This window comes from Streptomyces sindenensis (assembly GCF_014649035.1).
GTDB classification, from domain to species: Bacteria; Actinomycetota; Actinomycetes; order Streptomycetales; family Streptomycetaceae; genus Streptomyces; species Streptomyces sindenensis.
Genome location: NZ_BMSG01000043.1, coordinates 31,725 through 51,970, shown reverse-complemented (window position 1 = coordinate 51,970; position 20,246 = coordinate 31,725). Strand labels below are relative to the sequence as shown.

Genomic DNA, 20,246 nt, shown 5'->3' with positions numbered 1-20,246 from the left:
TCGCGGCCGCGACCACCGACGTACGCGGGGCCATCGGGTTCTCCTCCTTCGGCGTCCTGGCCTACTACGCCATCGCCAACGCCTCCGCCTGGACCCTGACTCCGGCCGAAGGCCGCCCGGCCCGGATCATCCCCATCGTCGGCCTCGCCGGCTGCCTCGTTCTGGCCTTCGCCCTGCCCCTGCCCTCCGTGCTCGCCGGAGCCGCCGTCCTGCTCGCCGGCGCAGCCGCGTACGGCATCCGCCGGGCCGCGTCCCGGTAGCCGGCTGCTCCCCGCCCCGGGGCTGCGGCCACTGCCCAGCGTCCCCGCGCCCGTCTCCCCCGCAGCGGCCGCCGGGGTCAGTCCTCCTGGCCCTCCGGCGTCGTCGACCGCACCAAGGAGACCGGTTCCGTCTGCTGGTTGGAGGCGGAGACGCGGACCGTGTGGCGGGTGAGGCGCAGGCCCATCGCCGTGAGGGCGTCCGTGTCGTAGAGCGCGCACAGCAGCGCGGCCGCGTCCGGGAGCGGCAGCGGTTCGGTCGCGCTGTACCCCAACCGCTCGGCCGTCTCGGGGTCGTCGAGGGCCGCCTGCCGGGCGTGGGCGAGCACCTGGTGGGGGTCGTCGACGACGAGCTCGTCGATCTGGATCCGCTGGGCGCGGACGCGCAGGTCGAGCGGGCGGGGCTGGGCGGACCTCGGAGCCGTGACGACGGACCGCAGTTTCGGGTGGACCAGAGGGGTCACGTCGGCCAGGCGGCTCAGCGGCGTCGGGTCGGACAGGCCGGTCGGGTGGTTCATGCGGTGGGCTCCAGAGAACGGGCCGCCGGAACGACGGTGCACGGAACGGCAGAACGGGAGTACGGCCACGGAGTACCCGTGGCGGGTGGTCGGAGGGGCATGGGGCAAGATCGGCCCGGTCTTACCGAGTTGGCGTGCGAGGGAGGCGGACATGCTTACCTTGGGAGCGCCGCGCGAGCGTCGCAAGGTGCGCTGTGTGCACTGTGCGCAGACTGCGCGGAATGTCGGTCAGATCGAGCCGGAGCAGGACCGGAGCGGGAAGGGGGAACCGTGGCACGCGAACGGTCGGGCCGTACGGCACGGCACCTGGTCCTGGTGGCCCGCCTGCGGCGCCTGCGGGAGGGCGTCGGCCTGTCCGTACCGCAGGCGGCGACGCAGCTGGGCTGGCATCCCTCGACGCTGCGACGGCTGGAACAGGCGCAGACCTCCCTCGATGTGGGGCAGGTGTCCGCCCTGCTCGACCTGTACGGGGCCGGGGCCGCGGAGACCGACGACATCATGGGACGGCTCAACGCCGCGAACATGCCCGGCTGGTGGCATCCCTGGCGGGACGCCATGGCGCCTTGGCTGATGGACCTGATGAGCGTGGAGTCCGCCGCCAGTGTCGTCCGCACCTGGCATCCGGCGCTGGTCCCCTTGCTGCTGCGCACCCCGGCGTACGCGATGGCCGTGGACGAGGTCATGTCCCCGGAGCGGGACGCGGCCGAGCGGCAGAGACGGGCAGACTTTCTGGCGGAGCGTCAGAAGCGGCTCCAGGAACAGCAGACGCGGCTCTGGGCCGTCCTGCCCGTCACCGCGCTGCGCTGCCAGGTGGGCGACGACGACGTGATGCGCGAGCAGATCGACATGCTTCAACGGACGGCCGAACGCGGGGATGTGACGATGCAGCTGCACCCCGAGTACGCACCGCCGCACCCGCTCACCGGTGTCCCGGCGCTCTCCCTGTACCGGGTGGAGATCCAGGAGATCGCGGACCATGTGGTGCGGGAGGGCGGGCTGCCCGGCACGGCGGAGGTGTGGGACAGCCCCCACCCCGTGCAGACGTATCAGGGAATGCTGGACGTGTCGTGCGTGATGGCGATACGGCCGGCCCGAACCAGAGAGGTGTTACAGGATGAGTACGACCGGAAATGGGCCTGAACTGCCCGCGCAGATCGACACGAGCGTCGCGCACTCCGCACGTGTCTGGAACTACTGGCTCGGCGGCAAGGACAACTTCCCGGCCGACCGGGCGGCGGGCGACGCCTACCGGGGCAAGTACCCGCTGATCGAGACGTTCGCGAAGGAGTCCCGGGACTTCCTGCGCCGCACCGTCACCTATCTCGCCCGGGACGCCGGGATCCGGCAGTTCCTCGACGTCGGGGCGGGGCTGCCGACCGCGAACAACACGCACGAGGTCGCCCAGCGGATAGCCCCGGAGTCCCGGATCGTCTACGTCGACCACGACCCCCTGGTGCTCCTGCACGTCCACGCGCTGCTGACCAGCGCCCCCGAAGGTGCGACCGCCTACGTCGAGGCGGACATGCGCGACACCGAGACCGTCCTCACGGGCGCGGCCAAGACCCTCGATCTGACACAGCCGGTCGCCCTCGTGATCAGTGACGTCCTCGGGCACATCGTGGACTGGGACGACGCGCTGTCCCTGGTACGACGGCTGGTGGAGCGCCTGCCCTCGGGCAGCTACCTCTCGCTGAGCCACTCCACCGCCTCCGACGAGGCCCACCGGGCCGTCCAGGACGAGTACAACGCCAGCGGTGCGATCCCGTACATCTTCCGGGAGCCGGAGACCACGATCGCGTTCTTCGACGGGCTGGAGATGGTGGAGCCGGGAATGGTGTCCTGGCCGAACTGGCGGCCCGACGCCAACACCGGCACCACCACGGCCCGGGCCGGCTGGGGCGCGGTCGCCCGCATTCCCTGATCCGCGTCCCCCACCCACCCCCAACTGCCGTGTCGCGTACGGGACTCCCCCGTACGCGGCGCGCACGGCCCGCAGAGGCTCTCGCCCATGAGCACCACAGGTACGACCGGCCGCGAGGCAGCCTGCCCGGGCGATGCCCGGCCCGCGCGGGAGACGACGGACCGGCTGCTGCGGGCGGCGACCCGGTCCGGTGCCCATCTCATCGCGGAGGCCGCGCTGCTCGTCCAGGGGTGGGCGGTGCTGGCCGACCCGATCGCCGGGGCCGTCTACAGCACCCCCGCCGCCGCGGCCGCCGACGGGGTGCACGCGGCCGCCGATCCGCGGGACCACCCGCACTGCCTCCAGCGCCCGGCGGCCGGAGCCGTCCTCGTCCTGGCCCCCGGCCCCGCCGTCCCCCCTGAGCAGGCCGCCCGCGTCGCCACGTCCACCGCGGCCCTCCTGGAGGTGCGCGGGCAGCGGGCGGCGGAGCTGCGGGGCGAGCAGATGCGGCTGCACACCACCCTCGTCCGGCTGCTGCTGGCCGGCCACACCACCGCCGTCGCCGACACCCTGGGCGGGAGCCGGCTCACCCATGTCACGGTCTACCGGCTCACCGGCGCCGACGTCCCCACCGCCCACCAGGTCCTGTGGCGGGCCGTACGCCCCTCGCTCGCCCCGCACGCCGACGCCTGCACCCTGCTGGGCCGGCTGGACGGCGAACTCGTCGTCGCCGAACTCCACCGCGGCGGCGACGACGGGCGGGTCCTGCGCCTGGTCTCCCGGGTGAGTGAGCGCCACCACCTGCTCGCGGGCATGGCCGGGCCGCTGCCCCTGGCCGAGATGCCCACCGCCCACAGCGACGCCGCCGCCGCCCGGCACAGCGCCACCCCCGACCGCCGGATCGTCCCCGCCGACGCCGTCGGCACCTCCCGGCTCGCACCGCTGCTGCCGGCCGCCCCGTACGCCCGCTGGGCGGGATCCGTACTGCGCCCGCTGACCCCGGCCCACCGGCATCTGCTCCTCGTGTGGCTCCGCACCGGCTCCAAGCCCCGCGCCGCCGCCGCGCTCGGTCTGTCCGCCGGTACGGTACGGACCCGGATACGCGAGCTGGCCCGGCTGCTCCGCGCGGACCTGGAGGACGCCACCGTCCAGGCGCATCTGCTGCTCGTCCTCCGCGCGCCCGCCTCCGCCGACCCCGACGAGGACGAGCCCGGGGACGGCGACACCGCCCGGGACACCGCCCGGCTGGAGACGCTGCCCGCCGGGATCCTGGACACCGAGGCGGTCCGGGCCTGGGCCCGCGGACTGGTCGGCGGCCTGGAGCCGCATCTGCGGATCGCGCTGGCCTGCTGGCTGGAGCAGCACGCCAGGACCGCCCCGGCGGCGGCCGAACTGCACGTCCACCGCACCACCCTGTCCAACTGGCTCACCCAGTGCGCCGACCACCTCGGCCAGAACCTCGCCGACGCCACCGTGCGCGCCGAGATCCACCTGGCGTTGCGGGCCACCCGGAACGGCCCCGACGACCCGGCGGCCCTTCCCCGGCGCGGCGGGCGCACGTACCGCCGGCTGTGACCTCCGCGCCCTCCCGCCCGCACACCGGCAGAACGTCCTCCGGGGCCGGGCTACCGGGTGGGCAGGGTGTGCGGAATCCTGTTGCCCGGCTGACGGCCCCGGGGGGCAGGACCGGGCCCGGGAGCCCCCGGTGGGGCTCAGGACGGCGCCTGGCCCGTCTCGAAGCGGCTGACGCGGTCGCCGGTGACCGTGAAGACCCAGCGGGTCCGCATCGTGCCCCAGGTGTCGTTCGTGTAGTCGACGACGAGGACACGGCCGTCGTCGGAGGCGTCCACGACTTTCATACGCCCGTTGGCCTGCGGCGAGAAGATCTCCTTCTCCGTCCAGGCGGCCAGGTCCCGTTCGCTGCCGTCGTCGGACATGGTGGCGTCCTCGGTGAGGACGTCGGCGAAGAAGGCGTCCTTGTCGCCCGCGTTCACCGCGGCGATGAACTTCTCCACGACCGGGTCGCTGATCGACGGGGTCATCGTGTTCCTCCTCGGTACGCCCGGGAGCGGACGTCCCGGGGATTCCCCCCGAGTCTCCGTCGGCGGGTTCACCCCCGCACGTCGTCCCTCTCCTTGCGCCCCTCAGCGGTCCGGCTCAGGAAGACGTCCCGCCCCGGGCACGTCGTGTACGCGGGCCACAGCGCGTGGACCGGGACATGGACGGGCGGGTCCAGGTCGACGACGTACGCCGCGCCGCCCGCCGCCGGGCCCGGGGGCGTCGTGACGAAGGCGATGCGGCCGGTCGCGGTGACGGCGGTGACGGGCGGCGTGCCCTGGACCGGGTTGCGCCGGACGTCCGGTTCGACGCCCGCCCGACGGCACAGGCCGATCAGGAGGTCCGTGTACGCGGACGAGCCCACCTCGCCCCACACCGTGAGCGGCCGGCCGCGCAGGTCGGCCAGGGCCACGGCGGGGCGGGCGGCGAGCGGGTCCCCGGCGGGGACGGCGACCCGCAGGCGGTGTTCGGCGATCCGGGCCCGGGTCAGCCCGGTGTCGGCGGGCATGGCACGGCTCAGGCCCAGATCGCAGGCACCCGTGAGGAGTTGTTCGCGCAGTTCGTCGGGGAAGAGCTGCCGGACGTGGGCCTGTATGCCCTGCTCCTCCGTGCCCGCCCGGGTCAGCAGCTCGACGACCTCCTCCGCCGTGACCGCCGGGGTGTGGCCGATCCGCAGGTGCCCGGCCCGGCCCCGCCCGATGCGGCGGGCCCGGTCCAGGGCGGCGAGCGCCTGGGAGCTGAGCGCCCGGGCGTCGTCGATGAGGGCCTGCCCGGCCGGGGTCGGGGTCACGTGCTGGTGGCCCCGGTCCAGGAGCCGGACGCCCACGTGCCGCTCCAGGGTGCGGATCGAGGTGCTCAGCGCCTGCTGGCTCAGGTGCAGCCGTTCGGCCGCCCGGGTGAACCCGCCCTCCTCGGCGACGGCGACGAGATGCTCCAGCTTGCGCAGGTCCAGGCTCACGCGGCCTCCCGTACTCCCGTACTCCCGAAAAGGGTCAGCGGACCGTGTAACCACCGTTGGCGAAGATCGTCTGACCGGTGATCCAGCCGCCCTGGGTGACGAGGAACGTGACCAGCGGCGCGATGTCCTCGATCTCCGTCAGCCGGCCGCCCATCGCCTGGGACTTGTGGAACTCCACGCGCTCCGGGGTCTCCTGCGGGTAGAAGAACGGCGTGTCCATCGGCCCCGGGGCCACATTGTTCACCGCGATGCCGCGCGGCGCGAACTCCTTGGCCGCCGCCCGGGTGAAGTGCTCCAGCGGGGCCTTGGCGCCCGCGTAGGTGGAGTACCCGTCCGTGAACGCGGCGAGCAGGGACGTCACCAGGCTGACGACGCGACCGCCGTCGTTGAGGCGCGCACCGGCCTCCTGGAGGAAGAAGTACGCCGCCTTGGAGTTGATCGCGAACATGCGGTCGTACTCCTCCTCGGTCGTCTCGGCGATCGGCTTCCGCAGCACCATGCCCGTGGTGTTCACCGCCACGTCCACCCCGCCGAAGGCGTCGAGCGCCTGGTCGAAGAGGCTCCGCACGCCCTCCACGCGGGTCAGGTCCTCCCGGACGACGACGGCCTGGGAGCCCGCGCCCCGTACGGCCTCCGCCGTCTTCTCGGCATCGGCCGCGGTGTTCTCGCCGTGGTAGTGGACGACGACGTTCGCTCCGGCCTCGCCGAGCGAGCGGCTGATCAGGCCCCCGAGGTTCTTCGCGCCTCCGGCGACGACGGCGGTCTTCCCCTTCAGCGACTGCTGCTGCTCACTCATCATGGCTCCCTTTCTCCGATACGCACCATTCGTTGCGGTTCCGTTGTCCACGCTAGGAGCGGGGCGTGCCGAGGGGAAACAGAAAGATCGCGTCACCCCACCAGGAAGATGGGTCGCCGCAGGTCAGCACAGGTCACCGCGTGACCGGAAACGTCATTGACGTACGCCTGCGGGTCACGAAGGATCACCGCGTGACGACCACCGCGCAGCCCTCCCCCTCCGCGTCCTCCCCGTCCCGCCCCATCGCCCTGATCACCGGCGTCGGCCGCAGCATCGGCATCGGCGCGGGCATCGCGCGGCGCATGGCGGCCTCCGGCTGGGACGTCGCCTTCACCTACTGGACGCCGTACGACCGCCGGATGGAGTGGGGTGCCGAGGCCGGGGCCGCCGAGGCCATCGCGAAGGAGCTGGCGGAGGCCGGAGCCCGTACGGCGGCGATCGAGGCGGACCTCACCGGCCCCGACGCGCCGGCCCGCATCTTCGACGAGGCCGAGCAGCGCCTCGGCGGACCGGTGACCGCGCTCGTCCTCTCGCACGCGGAGTCGGTGGACTCGGGGCTGCTGGACACCACCGTGGAGGCGTTCGACCGGCACTTCGCGGTGAACTCCCGGGCCAGTTGGCTGCTGATCCGGGAGTACGGTCTGCGCTTCCGCGGCGCACCGGGCACCGCCACCGGCCGGATCGTCGCGCTCACCAGCGACCACACCGTGGGCAACCTCCCCTACGGTGCGAGCAAGGGGGCCCTGGACCGCATCACGCTCGCCGCCGCCCACGAGCTGGCCCACCTCGGGGTGACGGCGAACGTCGTCAACCCCGGCCCGGTCGACACCGGATGGATGTCCGACGACCTGCGCGAGTCCCTGGTCCGGGGAACCCCGCTCGGCCGTCTCGGCACCCCGCGGGACACCGCCCATCTGGTGGACTTCCTCTGCTCCCCCGAAGGTCAGTGGATCAACGGTCAGTTGCTGAAGAGCAACGGCGGCGCGGCGGGCTAGAAGGTGTCTAGTCTGAGCTGGTCCATGTAGTGCACAGGGGGTTGTATGCACAGCGAAGACCGGACCGGCAGAGCGGACGACGGGCGGGACGGGCGCTTCGCCGACCGCCGGGCGGGCGACGCCCCCCGGACCGTGATCGACGGCCGCTACGAGCTGCTGGAACGGATCGGCAGCGGCGGGATGGGCGAGGTCTGGAAGGCCCACGACCGACGGCTGAACCGGTTCGTCGCCGTGAAGGGCCTCCTCGACCGGGCCGCCATGGCCGGGGGCACGCAGGCGACGGCGATGCAGCGCGCCCGGCGCGAGGCGGAGGCCATCGCCAAGATCGAGCATCAGAACGTGGTGACGGTCCACGACCAGGTCGAGTCCGACCACCAGGTCTGGATCGTGATGAAACTGCTCGAAGCACGGTCCCTCGGCGACCTGTTGAGCCGCGACGGGGTCCTCTCCGTGCCCCGCGCCGCGAACATCGCCCTCCAGGTCCTTCAGGGCCTGCGGGCGGTCCACGCGGCATCGGTCGTCCACCGCGACGTGAAGCCCGGCAACGTCCTCGTCCGGGACGACGGCCTCGCGATCCTGGTCGACTTCGGCATCGCCACCTTCGAGGGCGCGGACCGGGTGACCCGGACCGGCAGCGTCATCGGCACCCCCTCCTACCTGGCCCCCGAGCTCTTCGCCCCCGCCTCCCCGGGCCCCACCCCCGCCTCCGACCTGTGGGCGCTCGGCGTCACGCTGTACGAGGCGGTCGAGGGCCGTGTGCCGTTCGCCGGGCACGAGGTGTGGGAGGTCCAGGAGAGCATCCGGCAGACCCCCGACCCCGCTCTCCGGTACGCCGGTCCCCTCGCCCCGGTCGTCCAGGGGCTGTTGGTGACCGATCCCCGCCAGCGGCTGGACGCGGCCACAGCGGAGGCGATGCTCCGCGAGGTGCTCGACGACCCCGCCGCGCCGAACGCGGGCGCGGCAGCGGCGACGCACCCGCCCACAGCGGTCTCCACCCCGAACCCCTCGACGCCCCCGACACCCCCTACGCCCCCGACGCCCGGGCCGCGCGCGCCCGTTCGGTCTCCGGAACCCGTTCCGCCCTCCCCCGCGGCGAGCGGGCGGCGCGCGCGGCACCGGAGGTGGCAGATCGTGGCGGCCGTGGTGTGCGTGTCCCTGCTGGCCGGCGCGGGCTGGCTGGTCACGCGGGGCGGCGGCGACGGCGGGACCGACGACCGTACGGGCTCGGCGCGGGGCCAGGGCGAGGGCCCGGACGGCAGCGGCAGCCAGGAGCGGTGGAAGGACACGCACCCCACCCTGGAGATCGGCGTCAAGGACGACCAGCCCGGGCTGAGCAAGTTCGACAGGAAGACGCGTACGTACCGGGGTTACGACATCGACCTGGCCTACGCGATCGCCGAGAGCATGGGGTACGGCAAGGGCGAGGTCGCCTTCACGACGGTCGCCACGGACTACCGGTCCACCGCGCTGAAGACGAAGCAGGTGGACCTGGTCATCGCTTCCTACAGCATCACCGACGACCGCAAGACGGCCGGCCCCGACGGCTACAGCGTCGACTTCGCGGGCCCGTACTACGAGGCGAGCCGCGGCTTCCTGGTCCGCGAGAAGTCGGCCAAGTACACGATCAACGACTCCAGTGATCTGCGGGACCTGGGCGTCGAGGTGTGCACGGCCCGGGATTCGACGTACGAGAAGGCACTGCCGGAACAGGGCTTCACCATGGCGAAGTCGCAGCCCAACACCTATCAGGACTGCCTGGACAGGCTGCTGGACCCGAAGTCCGACGTGTACGCGGTGGCCTCGGACGACATCATTCTGGCCGGGTACGCCGAGGCCAACCCGGGCAAGGTGCGGCGGCTGGAGAACATCCGGGGCGCGGAGGGCTACGGCGTGGCGATGCGGCCGAAGTCGCCGATCCTGAAGGGCGAGGTGTGCTCGGCGCTGCGGACGATCCTGGCCGGCCGGGTCTGGGAGGACATGTACAAGGAGAACCTGTCGGGCCTGGTGGGCGACAAGAACCCGCCGGGACGCCCGGAACTGACGGAGTGCGAGGGCTACTGAGGCCGCGGTGGCGCCGGAGCCCCCGTCTCACCGCTCCGGGAACCGCTCCCCGCACCGGCTGCAGAACACCGGCGCGGGGTCCTGCGACAGCTTCCCGCACTCCGGGCAGACCCGGTCCAGCATGCAGGGCCCCTCGCCGCCCTCGTACGCCCCGCTCGGCGGCTTGATCGCCAGGCCGGGGCGGCGGCGGTGGACGGTGAGGTACGTGAGCCCGTCCGGCCCCGCCGCGAGGGCGCGCCGGGACGTCCGGGGCAGCCAGAGGACGGTGCCGGGCCCGAGGTCCAGGACCTGGCCGCCCGCCCTCAGGCGCCCCGTCCCCTCCCGCACCACGAGCAGCACATCGAGCACGTCCTCCTGATGCTCACCGACCTCGGCGCCGGACGGCAGCCGCACCAGGTTGGCGTCCAACTCCCGCCCCGGCTCGGCCAGATGCCAGAGCGCGCCGCGCTCGCCGGGAGCGGCGGCGGACAGCAGATCGTCGATGACGGCGAGGACCCGGGGAGCAGCGTTCACGCCGCCCAGGCTACGCCGCTGCCGTAGCCTGTCAGGCCGACTCACGAGGAGGACGCGACAATGGACCGGCCACGGGACGACACGCGGTACCCGCCGATCGAGCCGTACGAGAGCGGCATGCTGGATGTCGGGGACGGCAACCTCGTGTACTGGGAGGTGTGCGGCAACCCGGACGGCAAGCCGGCCCTCGTGGTGCACGGCGGCCCGGGGTCCGGCTCCTCCCCCGGCTCCCGCCGGTACTTCGACCCGGACCGCTACCGGGTGGTCCTCTTCGACCAGCGGGGCTGCGGCCGCTCGACGCCGCACGCGAGCGACCCGGCGACGGATATGGCCTCCAACACGACGGCCCACCTGATCGCCGACATGGAACGCCTGCGGGAGCACCTGGACATCGACAAGTGGCTGCTGTACGGCGGCTCGTGGGGCTCGACGCTGATCCTGGCGTACGCCGAGGAGCACCCGGAGCGGGTCACGGAGGTGGTGATCCAGGCGGTGACGACGACCCGCCGCAGCGAGATCGACTGGCTCTACCGGGGCGCGGGCCAGCTCTTCCCCGAGGCCTGGGCCGCCTTCCGCGCGGGCGTCCCCGAGACGAGCGACCCGGCCGGCCTGGTCGCGGCGTACGCCCGCCGGATGGAGAGCGAGGACGCGGCCGTACGCGAGAAGGCGACGGCGGACTGGTGCGCCTGGGAGGACGCGGTCGTCTCGATGGAGGCGTCCTCGGGCCCGCCCCCGTACAGCGGCCGCCCGGACCGCGACCAGCAGGCGCTCGTCCGGATCTGCTCCCACTACTTCGCCCACGGAGCCTGGCTGGAGGAAGGCCAACTCCTCGCCCGCGCCCACCGCCTGACCGGCATCCCGGCCGCCCTGATCCACGGCCGCTTCGACCTCGCGGGCCCCCTGATCACCGCCTGGGAACTGGACCGGGCCTGGCCGGACGCCAAGCTGACGATCATCGACAACGCGGGCCACATGGGCGGCACGGAGACCCGGCGAGCGGTGCTGGCGGCGCTGGACGGGTTCGCAGGGAAGGAGTGAGGCCCGCCCCCGGCCGAAGCACCCCGGAGCGGGCCCGCGTGCGGCACCGGCGCGGCTCCTACCAGGCGAACGCCTCCGGGGACGGCCCCGGGCCCGGGAAGATCTCGTCCAGGCCGGTGAGGACCGCCTCCGGGAGCTCCAGCTCAAGTGCCCGCAGCGCGCTGTCGAGCTGCTCGCCGGTGCGCGGGCCGACGATCGGGCCCGTGATGCCGGGGCGGGTCAGCAGCCAGGCCAGGGCCGCCTCGCCGGGTTCCAGGCCGTGCTTGTCGAGGAGGTCCTCGTACGCCTGGAGCTGGGCGCGGGTCGCGGGGTCGGCCAGGGCGTCGGCCGCGCGGCCCGAGGCGCGGCGTCCGCCCTCGGCCGTCTTCTTGATCACCCCGCCCAGCAGGCCGCCGTGCAGCGGGGACCAGGGAATGACCCCCAGGCCGTACTCCTGCGCGGCCGGGATGACCTCCATTTCGGCGCGGCGCTCGACCAGGTTGTAGATGCACTGCTCGCTGACCAGGCCGAGCGAACCGCGCCGGGCGGCCTGCTCGTTGGCCTGGGCGATCTTGTAGCCGGAGAAGTTGGACGAGCCGGCGTAGAGGATCTTGCCCTGCTGGACCAGGACGTCGATCGCCTGCCAGATCTCGTCGAAGGGCGTGTTCCGGTCGACGTGGTGGAACTGGTAGAGGTCGATGTGGTCGGTCTGGAGGCGTTTGAGCGAGGCGTCGACCGCGCGCCGGATGTTCACGGCCGAGAGCTTGTCGTGGTTCGGCCAGGCCTCACCGTCGGCGCCCATGTTCCCGTACATCTTGGTGGCCAGGACCACCTTGTCGCGCCGGCCGCCGCCCTGGGCGAACCAGGTGCCGAGAATCTCCTCGGTGCGCCCCTTGTTCTCGCCCCAGCCGTAGACGTTGGCCGTGTCGAAGAAGTTCAGGCCCGCGCCGAGCGCGGAGTCCATGATCGCGTGACTGTCCGACTCGTTCGTCTGCGGGCCGAAGTTCATCGTCCCGAGGACGAGCCGGCTGACCTTGAGTCCCGTGCGTCCGAGCTGTGTGTACTTCATGGCACCCAAGCCAACGCCTTCGAGTCCACTCCAAGCAAGGACGCGAGGACCGGGTGTCCCTCGCCGCCCCCTGTCGGCGGTAACGGGCCCCGCCCGTCGGTGCCCCCGCCCGGCGCTGCCCGTAGGCACCAACCGTCCGGCGCCACCCGTCGGCGTCGGGCGTCTGCCTCAGGCGTCGCCCTCCATGGTGGTCAGCAGCATCCGCAGCAGCCGGTTCAGTTCGTCGCAGTCCTTCTCGTCCAGGCGGGCCAGCATCCTGCGTTCGTTGCGCACATGCCCCTCCACCGTGTCGTCGACGAGCGCCCGCCCGGCATCGGTGAGCGTGATGTGCAGGCTGCGGCGGTCGCCGGGGACGGTCTCCCGGGCGACCAGGTTCCGGGCGGCCAGGCGGTCGATCCGGTTCGTCAGCGCGGCCGAGCTGACCATGACGCTCCCGGCCAGCTCCTTGGGGGTGAGCGGGCGGTCGCTGCGGCGGAGGGTGGCGAGGACATCGAACTCCCAGCGCTCCATGCCGTGTTCGGCGAAGTACCGGCCGACCTCCTTTTCGACGAGCCGGGTCAGCCGCAGGAGTCGGCCCACCGCACCCATGGCTTCCAGGTCCAGGTCGGACCGCAGGGCGGCCCACTGGTCCAGGAAGTCGTCGACCGCGTCCCGCGTCCGCGTCCCCGTCTCGCCCATCGCCCGGCCCCACTCCTGATAATTCGACGTCGAACTGTTTGACGTCAGCCTACCTCCCGCCCTACCTTTCCGTTCCATGAGAGATAGTTCGACGTCGAATGATTACGTGGACACCACGGCCCGACCCGCGAACGGCGACTTCGACACCGTCGCCCGTGTCATCCGCCCCCGCCGCAGCGTCCGCCACTACCGGGCCGACCCGATCCCGATACCCGCCGGTCTCCTCCGGCGGCTGACCGACCTCGCGCTCCAGGCGCCCTCCGGCTTCAACCTCCAGGCGCGGTCCGTCGTCACCGTCGCCGCTCCGGCCGGACTCCGCGCGCTCACCGGCGCCACCTGGGGGCGGGCGGCCCCGCCCCCAGGTGGCGCCGGTAATGCTCGTGTCCGTCGCGAAGTCGGCCGCCCACCGGGAGGACCGGGGCGCCGTCTGGGAGACGGCCCGCGCCCACCCGGGCCGCCGGGAGCGCGCGCTGACCTGTTTCAGCGGGACCTTCGGGCGGTGAGGACCCCCGTGCCCCCGGAGCCCGCCCATCGCGCCTCGCCCGCGCCACCCGCGCCACCCGCGCCACCCGCGCCGACGACGTCACGGAGACCGGTATGACCCGACAGAGCCAGGTACGGATCTCCTTCGTCACCGCCCTCGCGCCCCTCGTCTGGGGTTCCACCTACCTGGTCACCACGGAGTTCCTGCCGCCCGACCGTCCCCTGCTCGCCTCCACCGTGCGCGCCCTGCCCGCCGGGCTGATCCTGCTCCTGGTGACCCGCGTTCTGCCCCGGGGCGTCTGGTGGCTGCGCGCGACCGTGCTGGGCGTCCTGAACATCGGCGCCTTCTTCTACTTCCTCTTCCTCGCCGCCTACCACCTGCCCGGCGGCGTGGCGGCCCTCGTCATGGCCGTCCAGCCGATGATCGTGCTGGCCCTCGGCGCCCCCTTGCTCGGCGCCCGGATACGGCTCCCGCACATCGGCGCCTGCCTGCTTGCCGCCGTCGGGGTCGCACTCCTGGTCCTCCGGCCGCAGGCCGCCCTGGACGGCGTCGGCGTACTCGCCGGGCTCCTGGGGGCCGTGTGCATGGCCTCGGGCATCGTGCTGACGAAGCGCTGGGGGCGCCCCGAAGGGGTCTCGTTGGTCGCGTTCACCGGGTGGCAGCTCACCGTCGGCGGCCTCGTCCTGCTGCCCGTCACCCTGCTCGGCGAACCGCTCCCCGACCGCCTGACCTGGGGCAACGTCGGCGGCTTCGGCTACCTGAGCATCATCGGGGCGCTGCTGGCGTACGTCGTGTGGTTCCACGGCATAGCACGGCTGCCGGCACTCACCGCATCGTTCCTGTCGTTCGGCTCACCCCTGGCCGCGACGGTCCTCGGCTACCTCTTCATGGGGCAGACGCTGGGACCGCTCCAGCTGCTGGGCGCGGTGGGTGTCATCGGTGCGGTGGCGCTGGCGCAGCGCGGCGCGGGGACGTCGCCCGGTACGCCGCGCACGCCGACCGCCTCAGCCGCCGAGGGCGGCCCCCACGGCGACGACGACGAATATCAGCACGAGCACGGCCGCCATGATGCGGTTTCTGGTCTTCGGGTCCACCCTTCGAGCGTAGCGGCACCGCCCACCGGGCCGGTGCCCAGGCCGCCCGGGCCGTGGTGACGGAACCGCTCAGCGGCACGTCCGCCGGGCCGCCCCGGCCGTCTCATGGCGGCACCTCAGCCGCCAGCGGCCAGGCCCGCACCGCCGAGTAGCGCGGCCGCTCCCCCGGCATCCCGGACGCCGGCAGATGACTCCGTACGAGCGTGAGCTCCCCGGCCTCCCAGCGCTCCCCCTCGAACCCCGCCAGCGCCGCGGCGAAGGGCCGCAGGTCCGCCGCGCCCCGGCTGCGGGCCAGCGTGAGGTGCGGGGTGTAGCGGCGGTGCTCCTCCGTCGCGAGCCCGGCCCGCCGGGCGGCGGCCTCCGCGCGCTCCGCGAGCAGCCGCAGCGTGTCGAGCCCGCCCGCCGCCCCGGCCCACAGCGCCCGCCCGCCGAAGTGCCCGGCCCCGCGCACCCGGAGCGCGAAGGGCGCGGTACGGCGCGCGGCCCGCTCCAGGCGCGCCTCCAGCTCCGGCGTGACGTCCTCGGGCACCTCCCCGTAGAACGCCAGCGTGAAGTGCCAGCCCTCGGGGCCCGTCCAGCGCAGGTCCCGCGCCCCGGGGAGGGTGTGCAGCGGTGCGAGTGCCGTACGGAGTTCGGCCACGGCCGACGCGGGCGGCAGGACGGCGGCGAAGAGCCGCTGGGTGACCGGACGACCGGGTTCGCTGCTGCGCATGCGCGCGAGTCTGGCAGGTCCGGGCGTCTCCTGGGCGCCGGGCCTATCGTTGTCCTACGCGGCTGCCCGCACGCCCGTGGGGCAGCGGGGAGGAGCGGCACGATGACCGTCGTAGACACCGACAGGATCGACATGGCCGACACCAGCGACGAGCGCACTCTGGACGAGATGTTCGAGTGGCTTGAGCCCACCCCCGAGGGCTTCAAGGTCGAGATCGTCGAGGGGACCGTCCACATGTCGCCGCAGCGGGACACGACCTGGGAGATCACCTTTGACATCTTGGAGCAGCTCCGCACGACGTACGAACGCCGGCGGCTGAAGACCGACGTACGCATCGACCTCCCCGGCCACCTCAACGGCTTCGCCTCCGACGTCGTCGCCCTCTCGCCCGACGCGGTCAAGGGCGAGGACGGCCGCTGGCGCTACCAGGACATCGAGTTCGTCGCCGAGGTGATTTCGAAGGCCACCGCGGCGAACGACTACGGCATCAAGAAGGCCGTCTACACCACCGCCGGTGTCCCCGTGTACCTCATCGTCGACCCGTACACCGGGACCTGGCACCTGCACACGCTCCCGAAGGAGGACGAGTACCGCAGCGTGCTGAGCCTCGACTTCGGCACCCCCGTCGACCTGACCTCGACCGTCGTCGGCCTCACCCTCGCCACCGACGCCTTCCCCCGCGACTGACCCCGCGCCCCGGCACGCGAAAGGCGCCCTCCCCCGCTCCCGGGGAGGGCGCCTTTCCGTTCGCTCACGCCGCCGTCGCCAGTTGCTCGCGCGGCACGAAGCGGACGTGGGGGCGGCCCGGACGGAGGTCGACCTTCAGGCGGAGGCCGCCGACGCGGGCGAGGGCGAAGCCGACGGCCAGGGCGGCGATCACCGAGATCGCGCCGCCGGCCGCGAAGCCGATGCGGGCGCCGTAGGTGTCGCTGATCCAGCCGACGATCGGGGCCCCCACCGGCGTACCCCCGGCGAAGACCATCATGTACAGGCTCATCACCCGGCCCCGCATCTCCGGGTCGGCGGCCATCTGGACGCTCGTGTTCGCGGTGATGTTCGTCGTCAGGCCCAGCATGCCGATCGGGACCAGGAGGATCGAGAACAGCCAGACGGTCGGAGAGAGCGAAGCCGCGATCTCCAGCAGACCGAACGCCGTGCCCGCCGCCACCAGCATCCGCAGCCGCGAGGAGCGGCGGCGGGCCGAGAGCAGCGCACCGGCCAGCGAACCGGCCGCCATCAGGATGTTGAAGAAGGAGTACATGCCCGCGCCGCCGTCGAAGATCTCGTCGGCGAAGGCGGTCAGCCAGATCGGGAAGTTGAAGCCGAACGTGCCGACGAAGCCGACCAGGACGATCGGCCAGATCAGCTCGGGGCGGCCCCGGACGTAAGCAAGGCCCTCGCGGAGCTGGCCCTTGGCGCGGGGCACGGTCACCGAGGCGTGCAGTTCGTCTCTCCGCATCATCAGCAGGCCGATGAGCGGGGCCAGGAAGGACAGGCCGTTGAGCAGGAACGCCCAGCCGCTGCCGACCGTGGTGATCAGGACGCCCGCGACGGCGGGGCCGATGAGCCGGGCGGACTGGAAGTTCGCCGAGTTCAGGCTGACCGCGTTGCGCAGTTGCGCGGGGCCGACCATCTCGGAGACGAACGACTGGCGGGCCGGGTTGTCGACGACGGTCACCATGCCGAGCAGGAACGCGACCAGGTAGACGTGCCAGACCTCGACGACCCCGGAGAGGGTCAGGACGGCCAGCGCGATACCGCACAGGCCGAGCATGGCCTGGCTGACGAGCAGGATCTGCCGCTTCGGGAGGCGGTCGGCGATGACTCCGCCGTACAGGCCGAAGAGCAGCATCGGAAGGAACTGCAGGGCTGTGGTGATGCCTACGGCGGTGGCGGAACCCGTCAGGCTCAGCACGAGCCAGTCCTGCGTGATGCGGGACATCCAGGTACCGGTGTTGGAGATCACGGCGCCCGTGGCGAACAGGCGGTAGTTGCGGATCTTCAGCGACGAGAAGGTCCCGCCGGTCTTGCTCTCGTGGGTGGAAGTCGGTGCGGGGGCGGAGTCTGCTCCGGGTCCCGTACTCAAAAGGGTTCATCTCCTCGTACGTCTGCGGCGTGCGGTCCGACGAGGACGTGACGACGGGCGCTCCGGCGGTGATCCGGTCCGGTCCGGCCGTATCCGGTCCGGTCCAGCCGTATCCGGTCCGGCCCGGCCGTATCCGGTCCGGCCCGGCCGTATCCGGGGATACGGCCCGGCGGGTGGATCACCGTCGGCGCGCCCGTGGGGTCACAGGTGGGCGAGCTTCTCCAACACGGGCGCGGCGGCCCGAAGCGTCTCCCACTCGTCCTCGTCCAGGCCCTCGGCGAGGTGGGCCAGCCAGGCGTTCCGCTTGGTGCGGCTCTCCGCGAGCATGGCCTCGGCCTGCTCGGTCTGGCTGACCCTCTTCTGCCGACGGTCATCGGGGTGCGGTTCCAGCCTGACCAGCCCCTTCGCCTCCAGCAGCGCGACGATGCGGGTCATCGACGGCGGCTGCACGTGCTCCTTGCGGGCCAGCTCGCCGGGGGTGGCCGAGCCGCAGCGGGCCAGGGTGCCGAGCACCGACATCTCGGTGGGGCTCAGCGACTCGTCGACACGCTGGTGCTTCAGGCGGCGGCCCAGCAGCATCACGGCGGAGCGGAGGGAGCTCACGGCGGCGGCACTGTCGCCGTCGTGGATCAGGTCAGGCATGTTTGTTAGCGTAACTCATTACCCAATCTAAACACCACCCGATTACACCTCCCGTACATTCCGATCACTCGAACGAGTGAGTTGACAGCGGAAAGTGACGCAAAAAGCGCTCCGGGGCGGCGACCCTGCTGGGCATGGGATCGACAGTGCTCAGCCTGCGGATAGACGGTGAGCTGCTCGACCGGCTCCGGCAGCACGCCGCCAAACGCGGAATGAGCGTCCAGGACTATGTGGTCCGGACGCTCATCCGCGACGACTTCGACGAACGCTTCAAAGTGGCCGTCGAGGAGACGGAGAAGTTCTACGGAGAGACGGAGAAGCTCTGCGGGCCGACGGGCCCCACGGTGACCAGGGACCCGATCACGTGAGGCCGAGCGCCGGCATCGCGTAGTAGAAGACGAAGACCGCCGACACCACGTACATCGCGATCGGCACCTCACGGCCCCGGCCCGCCGCCAGCCGCAGCGCGGAGAAGGCGACGAAGCCGATGCCGATGCCGTTGGTGATCGAGTACGTGAACGGCATCATCACCATCGCGAGGAACGCGGGGATCGCGAGCGTGTAGTCGCTCCAGTCGATGTCCCGCACCGAGCCCGCGATGATCAGGAAGCCGACCGCCAGCAGGGCGGGCGTGGCCGCCTGCGACGGGACCATGGTCGCCAGCGGTGTGACGAACAGCGCCACCGAGAAGAGCAGACCGGTCACCACGCTCGCCAGTCCGGTGCGGGCGCCCTCGCCGACGCCCGCGGTGGACTCCACGAAGCACGTGGTGGCGGAGGCGGAGGTCGCCCCGCCCGAGGCGACCGCGATGCCGTCCACGAACAGCACCTTGTTGATACCGGGGAAGTGGCCCTTCTCGTCCATCAGCTTCGCCTCGTCGCCGACGCCCAGGATGGTGCCCATCGCGTCGAAGAAGCAGGAGAGCAGCACGGTGAAGACGAACAGCACGCCGGTCAGATAGCCGACCTTCTCGAAGCCGCCGAACAGGCTGACCTCACCGAGCAGCCCGAAGTCCGGCGCGGAGACCGGATTGCCCGGCCACGACGGCGTCGTCAGGCCCCACGCCCCGTCGGGCAGCCCCGCCACCGCGTCGATGACCAGGGCGACGACCGTCATGGCGATGATCGAGATCAGGATCGCGCCGGGCACCTTGCGCACGATCAGCGCGAGGGTGAGCAGCGCGCCGAGGACGAAGACGAGAACCGGCCAGCCGTTGAGGTGGCCGTCGGCGCCGAGCTGGAGCGGCACGGTGGTGTGGGCGGCGTCCGGCATGCGCGAGACGAAACCGGAGTCGACGAGGCCGATCAGCAGGATGAACAGGCCGATACCGATCGCGATGCCCTTGCGGAGCGACCGGGGCACGGCGTTCATCACGCGTTCCCGCAGCCCGGTGGCGACCAGCAGCATCACCACGACACCCGCGAGGACGACCATGCCCATCGCGTCCGGCCAGCTCATCCGGGGGGCGAGCTGGAGTGCGACCACGGTGTTGACGCCGAGGCCGGCGGCGAGCGCGATCGGCACATTGCCGATGACGCCCATCAGCAGCGTGGAGAACGCGGCGGAGAGCACGGTGGCGGTGACCAGCTGACCGTTGTCGAGCTGATGGCCGTACATGTCCTTCGCGCTGCCCAGGATGATCGGGTTGAGCACGATGATGTACGCCATCGCGAAGAACGTGGCGAACCCGCCGCGGAACTCACGGGCGACGGTCGACCCCCGCTCGGAGATCTTGAAGAACCGGTCCAGGCTGCCCCGGGGCTGCGGAGCCGCGGGAGGCGGGGAGTCGACCGGAGCGGTGGCCGAGGGGGGCATGGGTGACCTCAGTCGTACGTAGGGGAGGCGGAGCAAAGGACGAGAGGTGATCGAATTTGGATGTTCCGACGAACAATTCGAGCCAGCCCAAAGCAGATTCAGTATGAATACATCAAGCGAAGATCGCTATCTCCGCGCGTAGACCCCTGGGCCGACCGCCCCGTCACCCGTCGACCGGATGGTCCGTACGGGAGCCCCATACACTGAACACATGGAGAAGTGGACACCGAAGCACGAGGCCCCCGAACCCCTGGAGGGCCCCGTCGTCGCCACCGTCGTCGGCGGCACGATCCTCTGGTTCGTCCTCTTCCTCGCCCAGCTCCCCTTCTACGGCTGGTTCGCCGACCGCGGCCACACCTGGTGGGTCTGGACCCCGCTGGCCGGCGCCGGACTCGGCCTGATCGGCATCTGGTACGTGCGCGGCCGCGACGCCGCCCTCAAGCGCCACGCGGCCCGGGCCGAGGTCAAGGACGCCGCCGGAGCCGAGGCGGCGGGCAGGGCGCTGAGCGGCGACCGGCCGGACCGAACCGCCTGACCCGCTCGCGTCTCCGTACGACCACGGGACCGACTTCGTCCTCCCCTGGTCGGATCTT

General features: G+C 72.2%; 22 protein-coding genes and 2 pseudogenes. 13 read left to right on the top strand and 11 right to left on the bottom strand.

Annotated elements, in window-relative coordinates; all coding sequences use genetic code 11:
- Positions 1–260 (top strand): annotated as a pseudogene (locus IE145_RS30595) (amino acid permease); the annotation flags it as partial.
- Positions 261–337: 77 nt separating this feature from the next.
- On the opposite strand, the gene IE145_RS30590 reads toward IE145_RS30595, so the two are convergent.
- Entirely contained in the window at positions 338–775 is a 438-nt protein-coding gene (locus IE145_RS30590) for a hypothetical protein (protein WP_189528676.1), read from the bottom strand.
- Positions 776–1,045: 270 nt separating this feature from the next.
- Here IE145_RS30590 and IE145_RS30585 point away from each other — a divergent pair, with 270 nt between their 5' ends.
- From IE145_RS30585 to IE145_RS30575, 3 genes are all read left to right on the top strand, one after another.
- On the top strand, positions 1,046–1,915 hold the full coding sequence (locus IE145_RS30585; protein ID WP_189528675.1) for a helix-turn-helix domain-containing protein: 870 nt from the start codon (positions 1,046–1,048) through the stop codon (positions 1,913–1,915).
- Positions 1,890–2,696, top strand: a complete 807-nt coding sequence (locus IE145_RS30580; RefSeq protein WP_069740943.1) for an SAM-dependent methyltransferase — start codon at positions 1,890–1,892, stop codon at positions 2,694–2,696. Before IE145_RS30585 ends, IE145_RS30580 begins: the two co-directional genes overlap by 26 nt.
- Before the next feature lie 87 nt (positions 2,697–2,783).
- Entirely contained in the window at positions 2,784–4,250 is a 1,467-nt protein-coding gene (locus IE145_RS30575; protein ID WP_189528674.1) for a PucR family transcriptional regulator, read from the top strand.
- A 137-nt stretch (positions 4,251–4,387) separates the two neighbouring features.
- Here IE145_RS30575 and IE145_RS30570 read toward each other — a convergent pair whose 3' ends face one another.
- The 3 genes from IE145_RS30570 to IE145_RS30560 all read right to left on the bottom strand — a co-directional run bounded on the left by IE145_RS30570 (position 4,388) and on the right by IE145_RS30560 (position 6,490).
- Positions 4,388–4,717: a nuclear transport factor 2-like protein gene (locus IE145_RS30570; protein ID WP_189528673.1), complete on the bottom strand. Its 330-nt coding sequence runs from the start codon at positions 4,715–4,717 to the stop codon at positions 4,388–4,390.
- Between the two features lie 68 nt (positions 4,718–4,785).
- Entirely contained in the window at positions 4,786–5,691 is a 906-nt protein-coding gene (locus IE145_RS30565; protein WP_189528672.1) for a LysR family transcriptional regulator, read from the bottom strand.
- A gap of 34 nt (positions 5,692–5,725) precedes the next feature.
- On the bottom strand, positions 5,726–6,490 hold the full coding sequence (locus tag IE145_RS30560; RefSeq protein ID WP_373296650.1) for an SDR family oxidoreductase: 765 nt from the start codon (positions 6,488–6,490) through the stop codon (positions 5,726–5,728).
- A gap of 188 nt (positions 6,491–6,678) precedes the next feature.
- On the opposite strand from IE145_RS30560, the gene IE145_RS30555 reads away from it, so the two are divergent.
- Together IE145_RS30555 and IE145_RS30550 are read left to right on the top strand one after the other, a co-directional pair.
- Complete coding sequence (locus tag IE145_RS30555; protein WP_189528671.1) at positions 6,679–7,482, top strand: SDR family oxidoreductase; 804 nt, start codon at positions 6,679–6,681, stop codon at positions 7,480–7,482.
- Between the two features lie 45 nt (positions 7,483–7,527).
- The gene (locus tag IE145_RS30550) at positions 7,528–9,543 is read left to right on the top strand and encodes a serine/threonine-protein kinase (protein WP_189528670.1); all 2,016 of its coding nucleotides are present in this window, start codon (positions 7,528–7,530) and stop codon (positions 9,541–9,543) included.
- A 27-nt stretch (positions 9,544–9,570) separates the two neighbouring features.
- Here IE145_RS30550 and IE145_RS30545 read toward each other — a convergent pair whose 3' ends face one another.
- Positions 9,571–10,056: a cupin domain-containing protein gene (locus IE145_RS30545; protein WP_189528669.1), complete on the bottom strand. Its 486-nt coding sequence runs from the start codon at positions 10,054–10,056 to the stop codon at positions 9,571–9,573.
- Between the two features lie 60 nt (positions 10,057–10,116).
- On the opposite strand from IE145_RS30545, the gene pip reads away from it, so the two are divergent.
- Complete coding sequence (gene pip, locus IE145_RS30540; RefSeq protein WP_189528668.1) at positions 10,117–11,094, top strand: prolyl aminopeptidase; 978 nt, start codon at positions 10,117–10,119, stop codon at positions 11,092–11,094.
- 58 nt (positions 11,095–11,152) lie between these two features.
- Here the strand turns inward: pip and IE145_RS30535 are convergent, their stop codons facing one another.
- Positions 11,153–12,142, bottom strand: coding sequence for an aldo/keto reductase (locus IE145_RS30535; protein ID WP_189528667.1), 990 nt, complete (start codon positions 12,140–12,142; stop codon positions 11,153–11,155).
- Between the two features lie 168 nt (positions 12,143–12,310).
- Positions 12,311–12,820, bottom strand: coding sequence for a MarR family winged helix-turn-helix transcriptional regulator (locus IE145_RS30530; protein WP_189528666.1), 510 nt, complete (start codon positions 12,818–12,820; stop codon positions 12,311–12,313).
- 76 nt (positions 12,821–12,896) lie between these two features.
- Between IE145_RS30530 and IE145_RS33595 the strand changes: the two are divergent.
- From IE145_RS33595 to IE145_RS30520, 3 genes and pseudogenes are all read left to right on the top strand, one after another.
- Positions 12,897–13,154 (top strand): annotated as a pseudogene (locus IE145_RS33595) (nitroreductase family protein); the annotation flags it as partial.
- A 40-nt stretch (positions 13,155–13,194) separates the two neighbouring features.
- On the top strand, positions 13,195–13,323 hold the full coding sequence (locus IE145_RS33805) for a hypothetical protein (protein WP_268246829.1): 129 nt from the start codon (positions 13,195–13,197) through the stop codon (positions 13,321–13,323).
- Positions 13,324–13,417: 94 nt separating this feature from the next.
- A complete protein-coding gene (locus IE145_RS30520) occupies positions 13,418–14,458 on the top strand; it encodes an EamA family transporter (RefSeq protein WP_189528665.1) in 1,041 nt (346 codons plus the stop codon).
- Positions 14,459–14,501: 43 nt separating this feature from the next.
- Here IE145_RS30520 and thpR read toward each other — a convergent pair whose 3' ends face one another.
- Positions 14,502–15,110 (bottom strand): RNA 2',3'-cyclic phosphodiesterase, encoded by a 609-nt coding sequence (gene thpR / locus IE145_RS30515; RefSeq protein WP_189528664.1) that lies wholly within the window; start codon positions 15,108–15,110, stop codon positions 14,502–14,504.
- A gap of 102 nt (positions 15,111–15,212) precedes the next feature.
- Between thpR and IE145_RS30510 the strand changes: the two genes are divergently transcribed.
- The gene (locus IE145_RS30510; protein WP_189528663.1) at positions 15,213–15,797 is read left to right on the top strand and encodes a Uma2 family endonuclease; all 585 of its coding nucleotides are present in this window, start codon (positions 15,213–15,215) and stop codon (positions 15,795–15,797) included.
- Between the two features lie 64 nt (positions 15,798–15,861).
- On the opposite strand, the gene IE145_RS30505 is transcribed toward IE145_RS30510, so the two are convergent.
- Positions 15,862–17,196, bottom strand: a complete 1,335-nt coding sequence (locus tag IE145_RS30505) for an MFS transporter (RefSeq protein ID WP_189528662.1) — start codon at positions 17,194–17,196, stop codon at positions 15,862–15,864.
- A 201-nt stretch (positions 17,197–17,397) separates the two neighbouring features.
- Positions 17,398–17,838 carry a MarR family winged helix-turn-helix transcriptional regulator gene (locus tag IE145_RS30500; protein ID WP_006126571.1) on the bottom strand — a complete coding sequence of 147 codons (441 nt, stop codon included), beginning with the start codon at positions 17,836–17,838 and terminating at the stop codon, positions 17,398–17,400.
- Positions 17,839–17,972: 134 nt separating this feature from the next.
- Between IE145_RS30500 and IE145_RS30495 the strand changes: the two genes are divergently transcribed.
- On the top strand, positions 17,973–18,206 hold the full coding sequence (locus IE145_RS30495) for a hypothetical protein (protein ID WP_065487828.1): 234 nt from the start codon (positions 17,973–17,975) through the stop codon (positions 18,204–18,206).
- Here the strand turns inward: IE145_RS30495 and IE145_RS30490 are convergent.
- Positions 18,199–19,653 carry an NCS2 family permease gene (locus tag IE145_RS30490; RefSeq protein ID WP_189528661.1) on the bottom strand — a complete coding sequence of 485 codons (1,455 nt, stop codon included), beginning with the start codon at positions 19,651–19,653 and terminating at the stop codon, positions 18,199–18,201. The two genes, IE145_RS30495 and IE145_RS30490, sit on opposite strands and share 8 nt — an antisense overlap.
- Positions 19,654–19,864: 211 nt before the next feature.
- Between IE145_RS30490 and IE145_RS30485 the strand changes: the two genes are divergently transcribed.
- Positions 19,865–20,188 carry a DUF2530 domain-containing protein gene (locus IE145_RS30485; protein WP_189528660.1) on the top strand — a complete coding sequence of 108 codons (324 nt, stop codon included), beginning with the start codon at positions 19,865–19,867 and terminating at the stop codon, positions 20,186–20,188.
- Positions 20,189–20,246 lie beyond the last annotated feature (58 nt).